At 71.7% G+C, this 15605-nt stretch carries 13 protein-coding genes and 3 pseudogenes; 6 read left to right on the top strand and 10 right to left on the bottom strand.

What is annotated here, in order from left to right; genetic code table 11:
* Positions 1–42: 42 nt before the first annotated feature.
* Positions 43–828: pseudogene (locus ACN28G_RS02010) on the bottom strand (hypothetical protein); the annotation flags it as partial.
* 129 nt (positions 829–957) lie between these two features.
* A pseudogene (locus ACN28G_RS02005) lies at positions 958–2211 on the bottom strand (thioredoxin domain-containing protein); the annotation flags it as partial.
* A gap of 139 nt (positions 2212–2350) precedes the next feature.
* Between ACN28G_RS02005 and ACN28G_RS02000 the strand changes: the two are divergent.
* The gene (locus ACN28G_RS02000; protein ID WP_421478246.1) at positions 2351–2785 is read left to right on the top strand and encodes a hypothetical protein; all 435 of its coding nucleotides are present in this window, start codon (positions 2351–2353) and stop codon (positions 2783–2785) included.
* Positions 2786–2977: 192 nt separating this feature from the next.
* Entirely contained in the window at positions 2978–3655 is a 678-nt protein-coding gene (locus ACN28G_RS01995) for a hypothetical protein (protein ID WP_421478245.1), read from the top strand.
* Positions 3656–3766: 111 nt separating this feature from the next.
* Here the strand turns inward: ACN28G_RS01995 and ACN28G_RS01990 are convergent.
* The 4 genes and pseudogenes from ACN28G_RS01990 to mca all read right to left on the bottom strand — a co-directional run.
* Positions 3767–3922, bottom strand: a pseudogene (locus tag ACN28G_RS01990) (DUF255 domain-containing protein); the annotation flags it as partial.
* Between the two features lie 147 nt (positions 3923–4069).
* The gene (locus tag ACN28G_RS01985) at positions 4070–6574 is read right to left on the bottom strand and encodes a putative bifunctional diguanylate cyclase/phosphodiesterase (RefSeq protein ID WP_244891699.1); all 2505 of its coding nucleotides are present in this window, start codon (positions 6572–6574) and stop codon (positions 4070–4072) included.
* A 209-nt stretch (positions 6575–6783) separates the two neighbouring features.
* Complete coding sequence (locus ACN28G_RS01980; protein WP_091434872.1) at positions 6784–7071, bottom strand: hypothetical protein; 288 nt, start codon at positions 7069–7071, stop codon at positions 6784–6786.
* 48 nt (positions 7072–7119) lie between these two features.
* Positions 7120–8001 carry a mycothiol conjugate amidase Mca gene (gene mca, locus ACN28G_RS01975; protein ID WP_421478244.1) on the bottom strand — a complete coding sequence of 294 codons (882 nt, stop codon included), beginning with the start codon at positions 7999–8001 and terminating at the stop codon, positions 7120–7122.
* Between the two features lie 247 nt (positions 8002–8248).
* On the opposite strand from mca, the gene ACN28G_RS01970 reads away from it, so the two are divergent.
* Together ACN28G_RS01970 and greA are read left to right on the top strand one after the other, a co-directional pair.
* Positions 8249–8683: a DUF4307 domain-containing protein gene (locus ACN28G_RS01970; RefSeq protein ID WP_091434868.1), complete on the top strand. Its 435-nt coding sequence runs from the start codon at positions 8249–8251 to the stop codon at positions 8681–8683.
* Between the two features lie 133 nt (positions 8684–8816).
* On the top strand, positions 8817–9317 hold the full coding sequence (gene greA / locus ACN28G_RS01965) for a transcription elongation factor GreA (protein ID WP_091434866.1): 501 nt from the start codon (positions 8817–8819) through the stop codon (positions 9315–9317).
* Positions 9318–9370: 53 nt separating this feature from the next.
* On the opposite strand, the gene ilvA is transcribed toward greA, so the two are convergent.
* The 3 genes from ilvA to ACN28G_RS01950 form a co-directional block, all read right to left on the bottom strand.
* Positions 9371–10591, bottom strand: a complete 1221-nt coding sequence (gene ilvA / locus ACN28G_RS01960) for a threonine ammonia-lyase (RefSeq protein ID WP_091445987.1) — start codon at positions 10589–10591, stop codon at positions 9371–9373.
* A 101-nt stretch (positions 10592–10692) separates the two neighbouring features.
* On the bottom strand, positions 10693–12096 hold the full coding sequence (locus tag ACN28G_RS01955; RefSeq protein ID WP_421478243.1) for an amidase: 1404 nt from the start codon (positions 12094–12096) through the stop codon (positions 10693–10695).
* 16 nt (positions 12097–12112) lie between these two features.
* Positions 12113–13255 carry a cystathionine gamma-synthase gene (locus ACN28G_RS01950; protein WP_421478242.1) on the bottom strand — a complete coding sequence of 381 codons (1143 nt, stop codon included), beginning with the start codon at positions 13253–13255 and terminating at the stop codon, positions 12113–12115.
* 123 nt (positions 13256–13378) lie between these two features.
* Here ACN28G_RS01950 and ACN28G_RS01945 point away from each other — a divergent pair, with 123 nt between their 5' ends.
* Entirely contained in the window at positions 13379–13780 is a 402-nt protein-coding gene (locus ACN28G_RS01945; RefSeq protein WP_421480844.1) for an HIT family protein, read from the top strand.
* A 367-nt stretch (positions 13781–14147) separates the two neighbouring features.
* Here ACN28G_RS01945 and ACN28G_RS01940 read toward each other — a convergent pair whose 3' ends face one another.
* Positions 14148–14612 carry a hypothetical protein gene (locus ACN28G_RS01940; protein ID WP_091434856.1) on the bottom strand — a complete coding sequence of 155 codons (465 nt, stop codon included), beginning with the start codon at positions 14610–14612 and terminating at the stop codon, positions 14148–14150.
* Positions 14613–14743: 131 nt separating this feature from the next.
* Between ACN28G_RS01940 and msrA the strand changes: the two genes are divergently transcribed.
* Positions 14744–15403, top strand: coding sequence for a peptide-methionine (S)-S-oxide reductase MsrA (gene msrA / locus ACN28G_RS01935; protein WP_421478241.1), 660 nt, complete (start codon positions 14744–14746; stop codon positions 15401–15403).
* Positions 15404–15605 lie beyond the last annotated feature (202 nt).

The raw sequence follows: 15605 nt of genomic DNA, 5'->3' as shown, positions 1-15605 counted from the left end.
GGGGACCCTTCTCTACCGCAGGCGTTAACAGGGGGCCCTTCCTTACAGCTGGGTGAGGAGGTCGGGGACGGTGGTGACGGGACGTTGGCAGACGAAACCCCGGCAGACGTACGCGGTGGGCTGGCCGTCGCGTGTCGGGCGGTCGGCCAGCAGCGGCACCCCGGGCTGGTCCGGGAGGCCGGCGACCAGTACCGCCCCGGGTGGGGCGTGCCGGAACGCGGCGGCGACCAGCGGGTCGGCGGCCGGGTCGGTGGTGGCCACCGCGATCTCGTACGGCCCGGAGAGCAGTGCCTCTCCCACCGTGGTCGCGTACCCGGTGAAGCGGGCGTGCCGGGCGGCGATCGGGGCGATGGTGGCCAGGGCGGCCTCGGCGGCCTCCCGGTAGCGGGTCTCGCCGGTCAGCGCCGAGTACGTCACCAGCGCCGCCGCGATCGCCGACCGACCGGACGGGGTGGCGTTGTCGGTCGGGTCGGCCGGCCGGGCGACGAGTTGCTCGGCGTCGTCGGCGGTGTCGTAGAAGCCGCCACCGGGGGCGGCGAAGCGGGCCAGGGCGGTGTCCAGCAGCTGCCCGGCCAGCTCCAGCCAGCGCCCCTCACCGGTGAGCTGGTGCATCGCGCAGAACGCCTCGGCGACGCAGCCGTAGTCCTCCAGCACCCCGGCCGGCTCGCCGACCACGCCGTCGCGGGAGACCCGGCGCAGCCGGCCGTCGACGACGTGCACCCGGGCCAGGTGTTCGGCGGCGTCGCGCATCGCCCCGTCGGCGACGATGGTCACCCCCGCCAGCAGGTTGTCGTCACCGGCCCCCGCGACCCCGGCGGCACCGGCCGCGTCAGCAGCACGGTCGGCGGCACCGGCCGCGTCAGCAGCACGGTCGGCGGCATCGGTGCCATCGTCAGCCCCGGCCCGCTCACCGGGCGACGCCGGACCACCAGGCGGGCCGGTGGTTACCTCGGCCTCGACGAGGCGGACGAACTCGGCGAGCGCGGTGATCGCCAGGCCGTTCCAGGCGGCCACCACCTTGTCGTCGCGGGCCGGCTGCGGGCGGGTGTCCCGGGCGGCCAGCAGCTGCCGGACCACCCGCTGCCAGCGCCCCCGTACCGTCGGGTCGGCGTCGTCGACGTCCCGGGCCAGCCGCAGCACGCTGGTGCCGTGTTCGAAGCTGCCGGCTTCGGTGACCGCGAAGAGGTCGGCGGCCCACCGGCCGTCCTCCTCGCCCAGCACCTCGACGAGTTGGGCGGGCGTCCAGGCGTAGGTGAGCCCCTCCACGCCGTCGGTGTCGGCGTCCAGCGCGGAGGCGAAGCCCTCACCGGGGCGGTGCAGCTCGTCGGCGAGGAACCGGGCGGTGTCCCGGGCCACCCGCTTGGCCAGCGGGTCACCGGTGAGCCGCCAGAGCTGGGTGTAGACCCGCAGCAGCAGGGCGTTGTCGTAGAGCATCTTCTCGAAGTGCGGCACCGTCCAGTGCGCGTCCACCGAGTACCTGGCGAAACCGCCGGCGAGCTGGTCGTGCAGGCCGCCCCGGGCCATCGCCTCGCAGGTGTGCCGGACGATCTCCAGGCTCTCGGCGGACCCGGTGCGCTGGTGGTGCCGGAGCAGGAAGAGCAGGTTCAGGTGCGGCGGGAACTTGGGCGCCCCGCCGAAACCGCCGTGCTGGCGGTCGTACTCCTTGGCAAGCTGACCGGCGGCGGCGTCGAGCAGGTCGGCGGTGAGCGGCGCGGTGGGACCTCCGACGGCCTGCGCGCCGCCGATCGCCTCGACCACCGCGGCCCCCTGCTGGAGTACGGCGTCCCGCTGCTCCCGCCAGGCCGTGCCCACCGACTCCAGCAGCCGGACGAAGTTGGCCTTCGGGAAGTAGGTGCCGCAGAAGAACGGGGTACCGTCCGGCGTGGCGAAGACGGTCATCGGCCAGCCGCCCTGCCCGGTCATCGCCTGGGTGGCGGTCATGTAGACGGCGTCGACGTCGGGGCGTTCCTCCCGGTCCACCTTGATCGCCACGAAGCCCTCGTTGAGCAGGGCACCGACCGCCTCGTCCTCGAACGATTCGTGGGCCATCACATGACACCAATGACAACTCGAATACCCAATGCTGATCAGCACTGGTACGTCTCGTCGTCTGGCTTCTGCAAAGGCGTCTTCTCCCCACGGCCACCAGTCCACCGGGTTGGCGGCGTGCTGGAGAAGGTAGGGGGAAGTGCTGTCAGAGAGCCGGTTCACGACTCCCACCCTCTCACGCCAAGGCTTCACGCTGCTGACATGGCTCCTCCTCGACCTCTGCAGTCGGTGAGCACAGCCTAATCTCTCAATCGTCAGCTAGGCTAGCAGAGCTGCGGCGATCGGGAGGCTGGGGACCGTAATGACCAGACGCACCATCGAGGTCGATGACGAAGTGTTCACCTTCCTACAGGAGCACTGCGAGCCACTGGTCGACACACCGAACGATGTGTTGCGCCGCCTGCTTCTCAGCGGAGACTCGGAGGAACCACACGAGAAGCCCGCACCAACCATAAGGCGCCTACCCCCGCGGCCAGGAGCCCTGCTGCCGTTGATCAAGGCTGGCGTCCTCGCCCCCGGGGACGTTCTACGGCACGAGCAGCCGAGACGGCGCATGGTTCACGAGGCAACGGTCACGACGCGAGGCTGGCTCAAGCTTGCGAACGGAACATCGTTCGCAACTCCGTCACGAGCGCTTGCGGAACAGACCGGCACAACGATCAACGGCTGGGTCTATGTCCACGTACCGAGCGGCAAGCCGCTTCATGCGCTCCGCAGCCAAGTCGAGCACAGCTAGACTTGCGCTGCCAATCGTCATTCTCTACGATTAGGAGCGCTGGCTCGGTCGCCACTCACCGGGACGGCCATGGGGCCATGTGATCGAGACTCAGCACAGACAAAACCCCGGCGGCATGCCCTCACGGGCAGAGGCGGACCGGGGTCTTCGTGCTGAATCATAGCGTGCTTTGACCAGGAGCGGGAGACGGGCATGCAGGCGGAAGAGCTGACGGTGCTCGAAGAGCGCCTCTCACCTGAGCGCCTCGGTCCGTACAAGCTGGCATGCGGCGGCGATCTACGGGCAGCACTAGCGCTGTACCGGTGGAACACCGAGGTCACCGCAGCGCTTTCGGTTACATTGGGTCACATCGAAGTGCTGTTGCGCAACGCCCTGCACTGCCAACTCGAAGCCTGGTCTGCCCGAACCTTCGGCGAGCCATGCTGGTACCTCAATCCCCGATCTTCGGCGCTACCGAGAGGTTTCCTGTTCCCCGAGGCTGTCGAAGACATCACTAAGGCGAGGGCTCGTGCCGTACGCAACGGGCGGCCCGAGACGCCAGGGCGCGTCGTCGCAGAACTGAACCTTGGTTTCTGGCGGTTCCTTCTCGCTCGTCGGTACGACCGCGGCCTGTGGCATCCCTGCCTTCACGAAGCTTTCCCTCGTCAGCGGCGTGCAGCGGTCTCCGATGCGGTCGGCTTGCTACACGAGGCACGAAACCGGATGGCTCACCACGAACCGATGTTCAATCGGCCACTGGTGAGCCTGTACCGAACTTCACTGCAAGTCGCTGACTGGATTTGTCCCACGAGTCGACGTTGGGTCGAGCAGGGCAGCCGGGTCACCACCGTTCTCACGGCTCGGCCACCGTTGCCCGGCAACCTACGATGACTGACCTGCCGTAACGGATGGCTAACGGGTAGCGACGGGCGAGTGGCGGCCTTGATGCAACGCGCTTCGCTGTCGTGCCGACTGCCGCACTACTGGGTTGCCGGTTCACTGACACCAGTGGCAGGCCGCGTAGCCCACCGAGATCAGCACCGGCACGTCCCGGCGCCTGGCCTCGGCGAACGCCTCGTCACACCAGGGCCACCAGTCCACCGGGTTGTCGGCGTGCTGGAGCAGGTACGGGCTGGTGGCGTCGACGAGTCGGTTCACCCGACGACCCTACCCAGCCCCGCGCCCGGCGCGCAGCGCCCATGAAACCCCACGCCCGGCGCGCAGCGCCCAGAAGGCCCCATCGGCGCAGCGCCTGGGAGGCCCCATCGGCACAGCGCCTGGGAGGCCCCGCCGGGCGCGCAGCGGTCAGGAGGCGCCGTCGGCGCGGAGCGGGACGACGGTGGGGCGGCTCGTGTCGATCATCGAGCCGAGTACCGCGCTGATCTTGTCGGCCGGCATCGGCTTGAAGAAGTGGTAGCCCTGGGCCGCCGTGCAGCCCAGCTCGGTCAGGGCGAGGCGCTGCTCGGCGGTCTCCACGCCCTCGGCCACCACCCGCAGCCCCAGCTCGTGGGCGAGCCCGACGGTGGTCCGTACGATGGCCGCCGCCTCGGGCGAGTCGGCCATCCGGAGCACGAACGAGCGGTCCACCTTCAGCTCGTCCACGGTGATCCGGGTCAGGAAGGTCAACGACGAGAAGCCGGTGCCGAAGTCGTCCACGGCGAGCTGCACACCCATCGCCCGCAGCGTGGCCAGCACCTCGTCGATGATCTCCAGCTCGCTCATCACCACCGTCTCGGTGATCTCCAGCACCAGCCGGTGCGCCGGCACCTGGTGGCGACGCAGCAGGTCGGCGATGTCGGCCGGCAGCCGGGGGTCCAGCAGGCTACGCGCCGACAGGTTGACCGAGATGGGTACGTCCACCCCCTCCCGGGCCCAGCCGGCCGCCACCGCCAGCGCCTTGTCGAGGACGTACCGGGTGAAGGTGCCGAGCTGCTCGCTGAGCTCCACCGGGCGGATGAACTCCACCGGGTTGAGCCAGCCCCGGCGCGGGTGGTGCCAGCGGATCAGCGCCTCCACCCCGGTCGGTGCCCCGGTGGTCAGGTCGACGGCCGGTTGCAGGGCCAGCACCAGCTGGTCGTCGGCGGCGAGGGCCTCCCGTAGCTCGGCGAGGAGGGCGAGCTGGTCGGTGCTGGCGGCGTCCCGGGCGCTGTCGTACGCGACGATGCTGCCGCCGCTGCCCTTGGCCTGGTACATCGCGATGTCGGCCCGGCGCAGCAGTTCGGTCAGGTCGGCGGTGCCGGCGGCGGTCACCACCACCCCCACCGAGACCTCGACGGACATCCGCACCCCGGCCACCTCGGTCGGGGCGGCGAGTCGTTCGGCGATCTCCCGGGCCCGGCGCAGCGCGTACGCGCTCGGGGCGGCCCGGTCGCCGACCACCGGGACAGAGGTCACCAGCAGCGCGAACTCGTCGCCGCCGAGCCGCCCGAGCAGGTCACCGGGGCGGACCAGGGCCTCCAGCCGGTCGGCGGTCAGCCGCAGCAGCTGGTCACCGGCGGCGTGCCCGAGGGTGTCGTTGACCTCTTTGAACTGGTTGATGTCGAGCAGCAGCAGCGCCACCGGGTGCTCGTGGGCCAACTGGCGCAGCGCCTGGTCGCCCCGGCTGAGCATGGCCGTCCGGTTCAGCCGTCCGGTGAGCGGATCGTGCACCGCCTCGTACGACGAGCGTTCGGTGACCCGCCGCAGCTCCCGGTGGGTCGCCGCGTCGTGCAGGGCCGCGGCCAGCGCGTCACCGAAGGCGGCGAGGGCGTCCCGTTCCCGGGCCTCCGGCGGTGCCGAGCGGGGAAAACGCAGCCGTAGCTCGCCGACCTCGGTCGAGCCGACGCCGAGCCGGCGGAGCAGCTCGTGTTCACCGGGCTCGTGACCGGTCGGCGGGTCGGCGTCCAGCTCGGTCACCTGGCCACCCACGTCGCACCGGTAACGTCGCCAGTGGCCGTCCGGGCGGGCCACGTCCACCTCGACCGTCTCCGCGCCGAACAGGTTGAGCGCGCCGGTGACCGCGGCGGTGGCCACCCCCCGCTCCTCCAGCTGGTTGAGTGCGGCGGTGGCCTCGGCAAAGGCCCGCCAGGTACGACGTTCCTGATCGGAGCGCAGCCGGTGCCGGTAGGTCTGCTGGAGCAGCCACAGTGGTGGCGGGAGCAGCAGCAGCCAGCGCGGGTCGATCTCCATCAGGGCGACCACGACCAGGCCGACGGCGATGTTGCCGACGAACATCAACAGCTTGCCGCGGAGCGCGGCCAGCAGCGGGGTGCCGATCGGCACGCTGTGTCGCAGCCCCAGCATCACCCCGCCGAGCCAGGCCGTCACCAGCAGGTACGTCACCGACCCGGCGACCAGGGCGAGCGCCAGCCCGGGCGTGGGGGCGGCGAGCAGGGGCCGACCCAGGGTGGTGGCGACCGAGGCGGCCAGCGCGGTCGCCGCGGCCAACGAGGCCGCGATGCGGACGATCTCCAGCGTCGGTTGACGGTCCCCGGCGATGGACATCGCCCACCAGGCGAGTCCGGTGCCGAGCAGCGCGGCGGCGGGCAGCCAGCCGGCCGGTACCAGGTAGAGGCAGACGATCAGGGCGGCCTCGCCCCAGGTGATGCTCACCATGCCCGCTGTGGTGCGGAAGCGCAGCCGGGCCAGCTGGGCCACCGCGAAGGCGGCCACCGCGAGGCCGAAGCGGGCGGGACCCGGTAGCGGGTCGTCGGCAGGCAGGCGGGCGGGCAGGGTCAATCCGACCACGGCGGCTGCCAGCGCGGTCAGCAGGACCGCGCCGGTGAGCAGCAGTACGCGCGTCGGTGTGCCGCGCCACCCGAGCCGGTCGATCGGATCCTCGCCGGCCCGGCCGGGGATCACCGGACGCCTCCGTCGGTCGGCCGGTGGCGGGCACCACGGGCGACCGGTGCGGTGACCTTCATCGGCGCCCCCTTCCGCGCACGGCTCGGGGAACGTCTGGTCCCCCGGCGGAAGGCTAAGCCAAACCGGATGGTCGCAACAGGGGGCGACCATCCGGTTCGGCGTGAATCACGAATGAACTACCCGTTGCGGCGCTGCTGGCGCCCCTTGCCGGCATTCGGTAAGGATTCCTGCGCGACGCTCACGTCGGCCGGTTCGGCGGCGGTCGCCTCGGCCCGGGACGCCTCGCCCGGCGACTCCGGGAACCGGTCGGGCAGCCGGCGCAGCCGGGAGTTCATGTTCCGGATGAGCAGCACGGTGACGATGGCCAGCACCAGGATGAGGAAGAGGCCCATCGGACCGGCCAGGCCACCCGTACGGGTGTTGCCGAAATTGTTCGCAGCGAGCACCTGGGCTGCGGTCAGCATGAGGGACCTCCGGTGGATGACTGCCCACCAGGGTAGCCCCGGCGGTGGTCAGCGGGCATCAACGGTCTCCCGCACCCCGGCGAACAGGTCGGACTCCGGCAGCGGGCTGTCCACCAGCGATCGGACCAGCTCGAAGTCCTCCGTCGGCCAGGCCCGCTGCTGCATCTCCATCGGCACGTGGAACCAGAAGCCGTCCGGGTCGACCTGGGTGGCGTGGGCCCGCAGGGCGTCGTCGCGGACCGGGAAGTACTCGGCGCACTCCACCCGAGTGGTGATCCGCGGGCCCTTGTCGACCCGGTCCTCCCACCGCTTGATCCAGTCCTGGTACGGCGACTCCAGGCCGGCGGCGAGCATCCCCTCGTGCAGCGCCATGATCTTGCCCCGGGAGAAGCCGATGTCGTAGTAGAGCTTCAGCGGCTGCCAGGGCGCGCCGAGCTCCGGATAGCGCGAGGCGTCGGCGGCGGCGTCGAAGGCCGCCACGGTGACCTTGTGACACATGATGTGGTCGGGGTGCGGGTAACCGCCCTCTTCGTCGTACGTGGTGACGACGTGCGGCCGGAACTGTCGCATCAGCCGCACCAGTGGCCCCGCCGCCTGCTCGACGTCCTGCAGCGCGAAGCAGCCCTCCGGCAACGGGGGCAGGGGATCGCCCTCGGGCAGCCCGGAGTCGACGAAGCCCAGCCAGGCCTGGTCGACGCCGAGGACGGCCCGGGCGGCGTCCATCTCACGGCGGCGGATGTCGGCGATGTCGGCCCACACCTCGGGCCTGTCGAGTTTCGGGTTGAGCACGCTGCCGCGTTCGCCGCCGGTGCAGGTCACGACCAGCACGTCCACCCCCTCGGCGACGTACTTGGCCATCATCGCGGCACCCTTGCTCGACTCGTCGTCGGGGTGTGCGTGAACGGCCATGAGACGCAGTTGCTCTGCCAACTTCGGCGCTCCTCGTCTGTGCCCGGCGGCAGACCCACCCGGGTCGGCCCGAACCGTAGCGGACCATGACCGCAAGATCGTGACCGCAAGATCGTGACCCCGACATCGTGCCCGCAAGATCGTGCCTGCAAGATCGTGACCACAAGCCGTGCCGACCTGCCATCGTTGACTCAGCGCCGGGCTGGAAAGATGGACTCTGACCATTCTTGCCGATGCCACCGACAACAACGCCAGGAGATACCCGCCGGTGACCGAGACGCACGCCACAATTCCCGCCGGGGCACCGGTGTTCCCACCCGGGCGCTACGGCCGTCGCCGCGCGCCCGGCCGTCGGCGGACCGTGCTCGTCGTGCTCGTGGCGGTCGCGATGGCGGCGGTGCTGAGCCTGGTCGCGGTCCGGCAGTACCAGCTCTACGGTGACCCGAACTACGACGCCGAGGTGATCACCTACACCGGGATCACCGACACGCAGATCGTGGTCGACTTCCGGGTCACCGTGCCGGCCGGCGGTTCGGCGCTCTGTGTCCTGCGGGCCCGCGACCAGGCCGGTGCGGAGGTGGCCCGCGAGGAGGTGACGGTGACCGCCGGTCCCGACGAACGGCACCTCACCTCCCGGCACCGGTTGACCACCACCGGCCGGCCGTTCATCGGCGAGGTACTGCGCTGCCGGGCCCCCGACTGAGCCCACCCGAGCGCCGGCACGACGGGCAGGGCCGTCGGTACGGCCGGTGATCGACGACACCGCTGTGGTGCGCGGCACTGGTAACTTGGACATTCACCTGTCAGCCAGAACCGCAGAATCGAGGAGACCGCCTGTGTCCACCACTGACAACGAGGCGCCCGCCACCTGGCTGTCCCAGGACGCGCACGACCGCCTCAAGGCCGAGCTCGACGAGCTGATCGCGGGCCGTCCGGTCATCGCCGCCGAGATCAACGCCCGGCGCGAGGAGGGCGACCTGAAGGAGAACGGCGGCTACCACGCCGCCCGCGAGGAGCAGGGCAAGCAGGAGGGGCGCATCCGCTACCTGCAGGAGCTGTTGCGCACGGCGAAGGTCGGCGAGGCGCCGAGTGCCGACGCGGTCGCCCCCGGCATGGTCGTGACGATCTACTTCGACGACGACCAGGCCGACACCGAGACGTTCCTGCTCGGCTCGCGGGAGATCGCCTCCACCACCGACCTGACCGTCTACAGCCCGGAGTCGGCGCTCGGTCAGGCGATCCTCGGCAGCCGGTCCGGCCAGACCGTCACCTACACCGCGCCGAGCGGGGCCGACATCAAGGTCACCGTGGTCAACTACGAGCCGTTCTCCGGCTGACCCACCGCGCACCGGTGCCGCGCCCGCCGACGGGCGCGGCACCGCCGTACGGCTCAGGCCAGGCCGGGGAAGCCGACCTGGTAGCCGCTGGCGCGCAGCGCGCCGATCAGCTCCTCGGAGTGCTCCTCCCCCCGGGTCTCCACCGACAGGGCCACCTCCACCTCGCCCAGGTGCAGGTGCGGGTTGGCCCGCTGGTGTTCCACGTCGACCACGTTCGCCCGGTGCTCGGCGATCTCGGCCAGCAGTGAGGCGAGCTGACCCGGCCGGTCCGAGCAGCGGACGGTGACCCGCAGGTACCGGCCGGCGGCGGCCAGCCCGTGCTCGATCACCCGGAGCATCAGCAGCGGATCGATGTTGCCGCCGGAGAGCACCGCCACCACCGGTGGCTCGACCTGCACCGCGCCGGCCAGCAGCGCGGCCACGCCGGCCGCCCCGGCCGGCTCGACCACCTGCTTGCCCCGTTCCAGGAGCATCAGCAGGGCGCGGGAGATGTCCTCCTCGGTGACCGTGACGATCTCGTCGACGAGCTTGCGCACGTGCTCGAAGGTGATCACCCCCGGTCGGCCGACCGCGATGCCGTCGGCGATGGTGGAGAAGGCCGTCAGCGGCACCGGCTCACCGGCGGCCAGCGAGGGCGGGTACGCCGCGGCGCTCGCCGCCTGCACGCCGATCACCCGGACGTCGGGGCGCAGCGCCTTCGCGGCCACCGCGATCCCGGAGATCAGCCCACCGCCGCCGACGCCGGTGACGATGGTCCTGACGTCGGGGCACTGCTCCAGGATCTCCAGCGCCACGGTGCCCTGGCCGGCGATCACGTCCCGGTGGTCGAAGGGGTGGATCAGCACCGCACCGGTCCGTTCGGCGTACGCCTGCGCGGCGACCAGCGCCTCGTCGACGTTCGCGCCGGTCAGCTCGATCTGCGCGCCGTACCCCTTGGTGGCGGCGACCTTGGGCAGCGGGGCGTTGACCGGCATGAAGACCGTGGCGTGGGTGCCGAGCAGCCCGGCGGCGAGCGCGACCCCCTGGGCGTGGTTGCCGGCGCTGGCCGCCACCACCCCCCGGGCCTTCTCCGCCGCCGACAGCCGGGAGATCCGCAGGTACGCCCCGCGCACCTTGTACGACCCGGCGCGCTGCACGTTCTCGCACTTGAGCCAGACCGGACCGGCGAGCGCCGCGCTCAACGGCCGGGAGGGCTCCAGCGGGGTGACCCGGGTGACCCCGGCGAGCACGTCCCGGGCCGCCTGCACGTCGGCGAGGCCTACCAGTTCCGTCATGCCCCGATCGTGCCACCCGCCCGGCCCGCCGCCGACGGCGACATCGGCGGGCACACCGGCCACTACCTGCGGCAACGACCCCGTCACCGGGAGCGGGACGCTCAGGCGACGACCGGTGTGCCGACCCGGGGGTAGCCGGGGGCGTGCCGGGGCCAGGGGGCCTGCAGCTCGAACTGCCCGGCGACGGCCAGCAGCAGCAGCTCCGAGCCGGGTGGCCCGATCAGCTGCACCCCCACCGGCAGCCCGTCCGGGCGGCGGCCCACCGGCACCACCAGGGCCGGCAGGCCGGCGACGTTCCACGGGGCGGCGTACGGGGCGTACCGGATGTTGGTCAGCAGGTTGGACCGCCAGGACCGGCCCGACCAGGCGTGCGCCGGCGGCGGGGCGCTGGCCAGCGCGGGGGTGAGCAGCAGGTCGACCGAGTGGTCGCCGAAGAACCCGATGGACCGGTCCCGCCAGGCGGCGCGGTCGGCCTCGCGGACGTACCCGCGTCGTTGGGCCCACTCGCCCAGCGCGACGTGCCGGCGGCTGCGCCGTTGCAGGCTGCGCCGGTCGACGCCGGCGGCCCGGACGTCGGCGGCCGCGGCGGCGAACCAGGTAGCCATCCCCTGCAGGCCCAGCGCGGTCGGGTAGACCGGGTCGGCGGGTACGGCGTCGTGTCCGGCGGCGGCGAGCAGCCGGCCGGCGGCGGTGACCGCGTCCCGGTTCGGCTGGTCGGGGTGGACGCCCCGGACCGGCGAGCGCAGCGAGACGCCGACCCGCAGCCGCTGCGGCGGCACCAGCTTCTCCGGCCGTCGACCGGCCAGGACGGCGAAGCCCACGGCGGCGTCGGCGACCGTACCGGTCAGCACGCCGTGCTCGGCGAGGCCGAACCAGTCGTCCGCGCCGAGCTGGCAGGGGACCACGCCCCGGCCGGGCTTGAGACCGAGCAGGCCGCAGCAGGCGGCCGGGATGCGGATCGAGCCGAGCCCGTCGTTGCCGTGCGCGATCGGCACCAGCCCGGCGGCCACCGCGGCGGCGGCCCCGCCCGAGGAGCCGCCGGGGGTACGCCCGGTGTCCCACGGGTTGCGGGTGACGGCGGTCTCGTCGTCGGTGAGCCCCCAGAGCCCCAGCTCCGGCATCCGGGTCACCCCGAGGATCACCGCGCCGGCCCCGCGCAGCCGGCGGACCACCTCGTGGTCGGCCTCGGCGACCGCGGTCCGCACCGCGGCGGAGCCGTTCCAGGTGGGCAGCCCGGCCACCGGGGTGTTCTCCTTGACCCCGACCGGCACCCCGGCCAGCGGGAGGTTGGCCAGGTCCTCCTGCTCGTCGACCTTCTCCGCCTCGGTGATCGCCGCCCCGCCGCGTACCGTGCGGAACGCGGCGAGTCCGGCGTCGGCCCGGTCGATGTGGTCGAGATGGTCGGCCACCACCTGGGTCGCCGAGACATCACCCCGGCGTACGCCCCGGGCGATCTGTTTGGCGGTTGCCCCCACCCAGGTCGGCATGATGTCCTGCACGGCCACCCTCCCCAGCCAGCGGTCAGCCCAGCGCCTGCTCCAGATCGGCGAGCAGGTCCTCGACCGTCTCGATGCCGACAGACAGTCGCACGAGATCGGCGGGAACTTCAAGCGGCGAGCCGGCAGCACTTGCGTGTGTCATCTTCCCCGGGTGCTCGATCAGGGATTCCACCCCGCCGAGCGACTCGGCGAGAACGAAGAGCTTCGCCCGGTTGCAGATCTCCACGGCGTGCGCCTCGCCACCGGTGGCCCGGAAGGAGATCATCCCGCCGAAGCGGCGCATCTGCTTGGCGGCCACCTCGTGTCCCCGGTGCGACGGCAGGCCCGGGTAGAGCACCTCGGCCACCTTGGCGTGCCCGTCCAGGTAGGCGACGATCCGCTCGGCGTTGTCGCAGTGCCGGTCCATCCGTACCCCGAGGGTCTTGACGCCGCGCAGGGTCAGCCAGGCGTCGAACGGGCCGTTCACCGCGCCCATCGCGTTCTGGTGGTAGCGCAGCTCGTCGCCGAGGCCGGCGTCGGCGACCACCAGCGCGCCGCCGACCACGTCGGAGTGACCGCCGACGTACTTGGTGGTGGAGTGCACCACCACGTCCGCACCGAGGGCGATCGGCTGTTGCAGGTACGGCGAGGCGAAGGTGTTGTCCACCACCAGCAGCGCCCCGGCGTCGTGCGCCACGGCGGCCAGGGTGGCGATGTCGGCGATGCCGAGCAGCGGGTTCGTCGGCGTCTCCACCCAGACGATCTTCGTGCTGCCGGGGCGGATCGCGGCCCGTACCGCGTCCGGGTCGGAGACCCGCGCCGGGGTGAAGTCCAGCCCCCACCGCTGCGCCACCCGGGCGAAGAGCCGGTACGTGCCGCCGTACGCGTCGTCCGGGATCACCACGTGGTCACCCGGCTGGCAGACCGCCCGCAGCAGGGCGTCCTCGGCGGCCAGACCGCTGGCGAAGGCGAGCCCGACCCGACCGCCCTCCAGGGCCGCCAGGCACTCCTGGAGGGCGTCGCGGGTCGGGTTGCCGGAGCGGCTGTACTCGTACCCGAGCCGGGGCGCGCCGACGGCGTCCTGGGCGTACGTGCTGGTCTGGTAGATCGGTGGGATCACCGCGCCGGTGCGGGCCTCGGGGTCCTGACCGGCGTGGATGGCGAGCGTCTCGAAGCCGTGGTTCATTCCCGTGAGGCTAGCTGTAAGGAAGGGCCCCCCATTAACGCCTACGGTAAAGAGGGGCACCCTTCTCACCGCCGTTGACCGTTCGAGGGTCCGCGGGGCTAGCCTCGGCGGATGGCGGACTGCGTGTTCTGTGGGATCGTCGCCGGCGACGTACCGGCGTTCCGGGTCACCGACGAGCCGGACGGCGTGGCGTTCCTGGACACCCGACCGGTCTTCCCCGGGCACGTGCTGGTGGTGCCGCGCCCGCACCTGGTGACCCTCGGTGACCTGCCGGCGGCGGCGTTGCCCGGTTACTTCGCGCTGGTCCAGCGGGTGGCACTCGCGGTGGAGAGCGGGCTCGGTGCCGGCGGCACGTTCGTCGCGATGAACAACAAGGTGTCCCAGTCCGTGCCACACCTGCACACCCACGTGGTGCCGAGGACCCGGGGAGACGGCCTGCGCGGGTTCTTCTGGCCCCGCAGGCGCTACGCCGACGACGCCGAGGCGACCGACCACGCCGCCCGGATCACCGCCGCACTCGCCTGATCCGGGGCATTCACTCGGTGAGCTTCGGGTGGGACGGCCCGGCCGACACGATCCAGACGATACGACGTTCCGTATCCGGGCAGTACCAGATTCGACCACCGGCAGTCACCTCGTACTGCCACTGCGACAAGGCTCGGCCGCCCACCTCCCGGGTGGCGAGAGGGCCTCTCAGCCGGTGTTGCCGCGCCGGATTCTCCGGCTCCGTGGGCCGCTCGGTGAGCACGACCCACGCTTCCCAGGTGTTGGAACGGGCGGATTGGCAGAGCTGTTCCCAACCCTTGGCCGCCTCTGAGGTCGCGAACCGGGCCTCCCATCCGCCCGGTCGTCCCGGCGGTGCGACCCGGTCACCACGTTTGGCTCCCACGGATCATGCCTCCGTGGGACCGGGAACGGGGCCATGGTCCTCCGACAGCGGCTCGCTGAGCTCCCGCACCAGACGGGGGTCGGTGTAGACAGCTGCGGTAGCCCGCCATTCTCGGACGGTCTGCGCCAGCACCGACCACTCTCCCAGGTCGGCCGAGATCCGGGTTGCCGTGACGAAATCCGTCACGAACTGCGCGAGACTCTCCTCCGGAAGCAGCCCGAGCCACGGAAACTCGTCCATCAGGACCTCGGCAGCGACCTCCCGGGGAAGGTGCGCCAGGGCGTTACGAAGGGCCCGGGCAGCGGCCACCGCACCCTCACCGGCTGCCATCATCCGGTCCTCCCGGGTCAAGAGGAGCGCGGCCCCGTCCCGGCGGCGGACTCTGACGTCCCCAGAGTCAGCCAGCGCAGCCACGCTCTTGGGATCGCGCTGCAGCTCACTCCACTGGACTTCCCTGGTCGTCGGCATGCCTCAATTCTGAACTTTTTCATACTTCATGGCAAGCCGACGCCGGCAGTCGCCTGATCCGGCAACAGGCGGGTAAGGATGCCGGGCCCGTTGGCGTTGCAGGCTGCGAGAGGTACGAGAGGAGTTCCACCGTGTTCCTTCGCCGCATGAAGGCCGAGCTACCCACCGCCGACCAGACCCTGCCGGGTCGCCCGTTGCCGATGCCCGTCGCCGACCGGCACGAGGTTCTCGGGACCCCGCTGAAGGGCCCGTTCCCGGCGGGCACCGAGGTCGCCGTCTTCGGGATGGGTTGTTTCTGGGGCGCCGAGCGGTTGTTCTGGACCCTGCCGGGGGTGTACACCACGTCCGTCGGTTACGCCGGGGGCAGCACCCCGAACCCGACGTACGAGGAGGTCTGTTCCGGGATGACCGGGCACACCGAGGCGGTCCAGGTGGTGTACGACCCGTCGACGATCAGCTACCAGGACCTGCTCAAGGTCTTCTGGGAGAACCACGACCCGACCCAGGGCATGCGTCAGGGCAACGACGTGGGCACCCAGTACCGGTCGGCGATCTATGCGAGCACCGACGAGCAGCTCGCCACCGCCCAGGCCTCCCGGGACGCGTTCGCGCCGATCGTGGCCAGCGCCGGCAAGGGTGAGATCACCACGGAGATCGCTCCGCTGGGCGACTACTTCTTCGCCGAGACGTACCACCAGCAGTACCTGGCCCCGACGAAGAATCCGGGAGGTTACTGCAACCACGGCCCGAACGGGATGACCTGCCCGGTGGGCGTGGCCAGGACGGCCTGACCCCGGCAGGGCGCTGGCGCGGATCGCGGAGCCCGCCGGAGCCCACCGGATCGCGGAGCCCACCGATCACGGAGCCCGCCGGATCGCGGAGCCCACCGATCGCGGAGCCCGCCGGATCGCGCAGCCCACCGATCGCGACCGGGACGTCGACACTCACCGCAGGTGAAACGTGGCGGAAAGCGACTGCCGACCCTGCCGCGCG

Origin of the sequence: Micromonospora sp. WMMA1923, assembly GCF_049179195.1 — a bacterium.
Lineage (GTDB): Bacteria > Actinomycetota > Actinomycetes > Mycobacteriales > Micromonosporaceae > Micromonospora > Micromonospora yangpuensis.
Note: the sequence above shows the minus strand (reverse complement) of the source record. Positions and strands in the feature narration are given on the sequence as shown.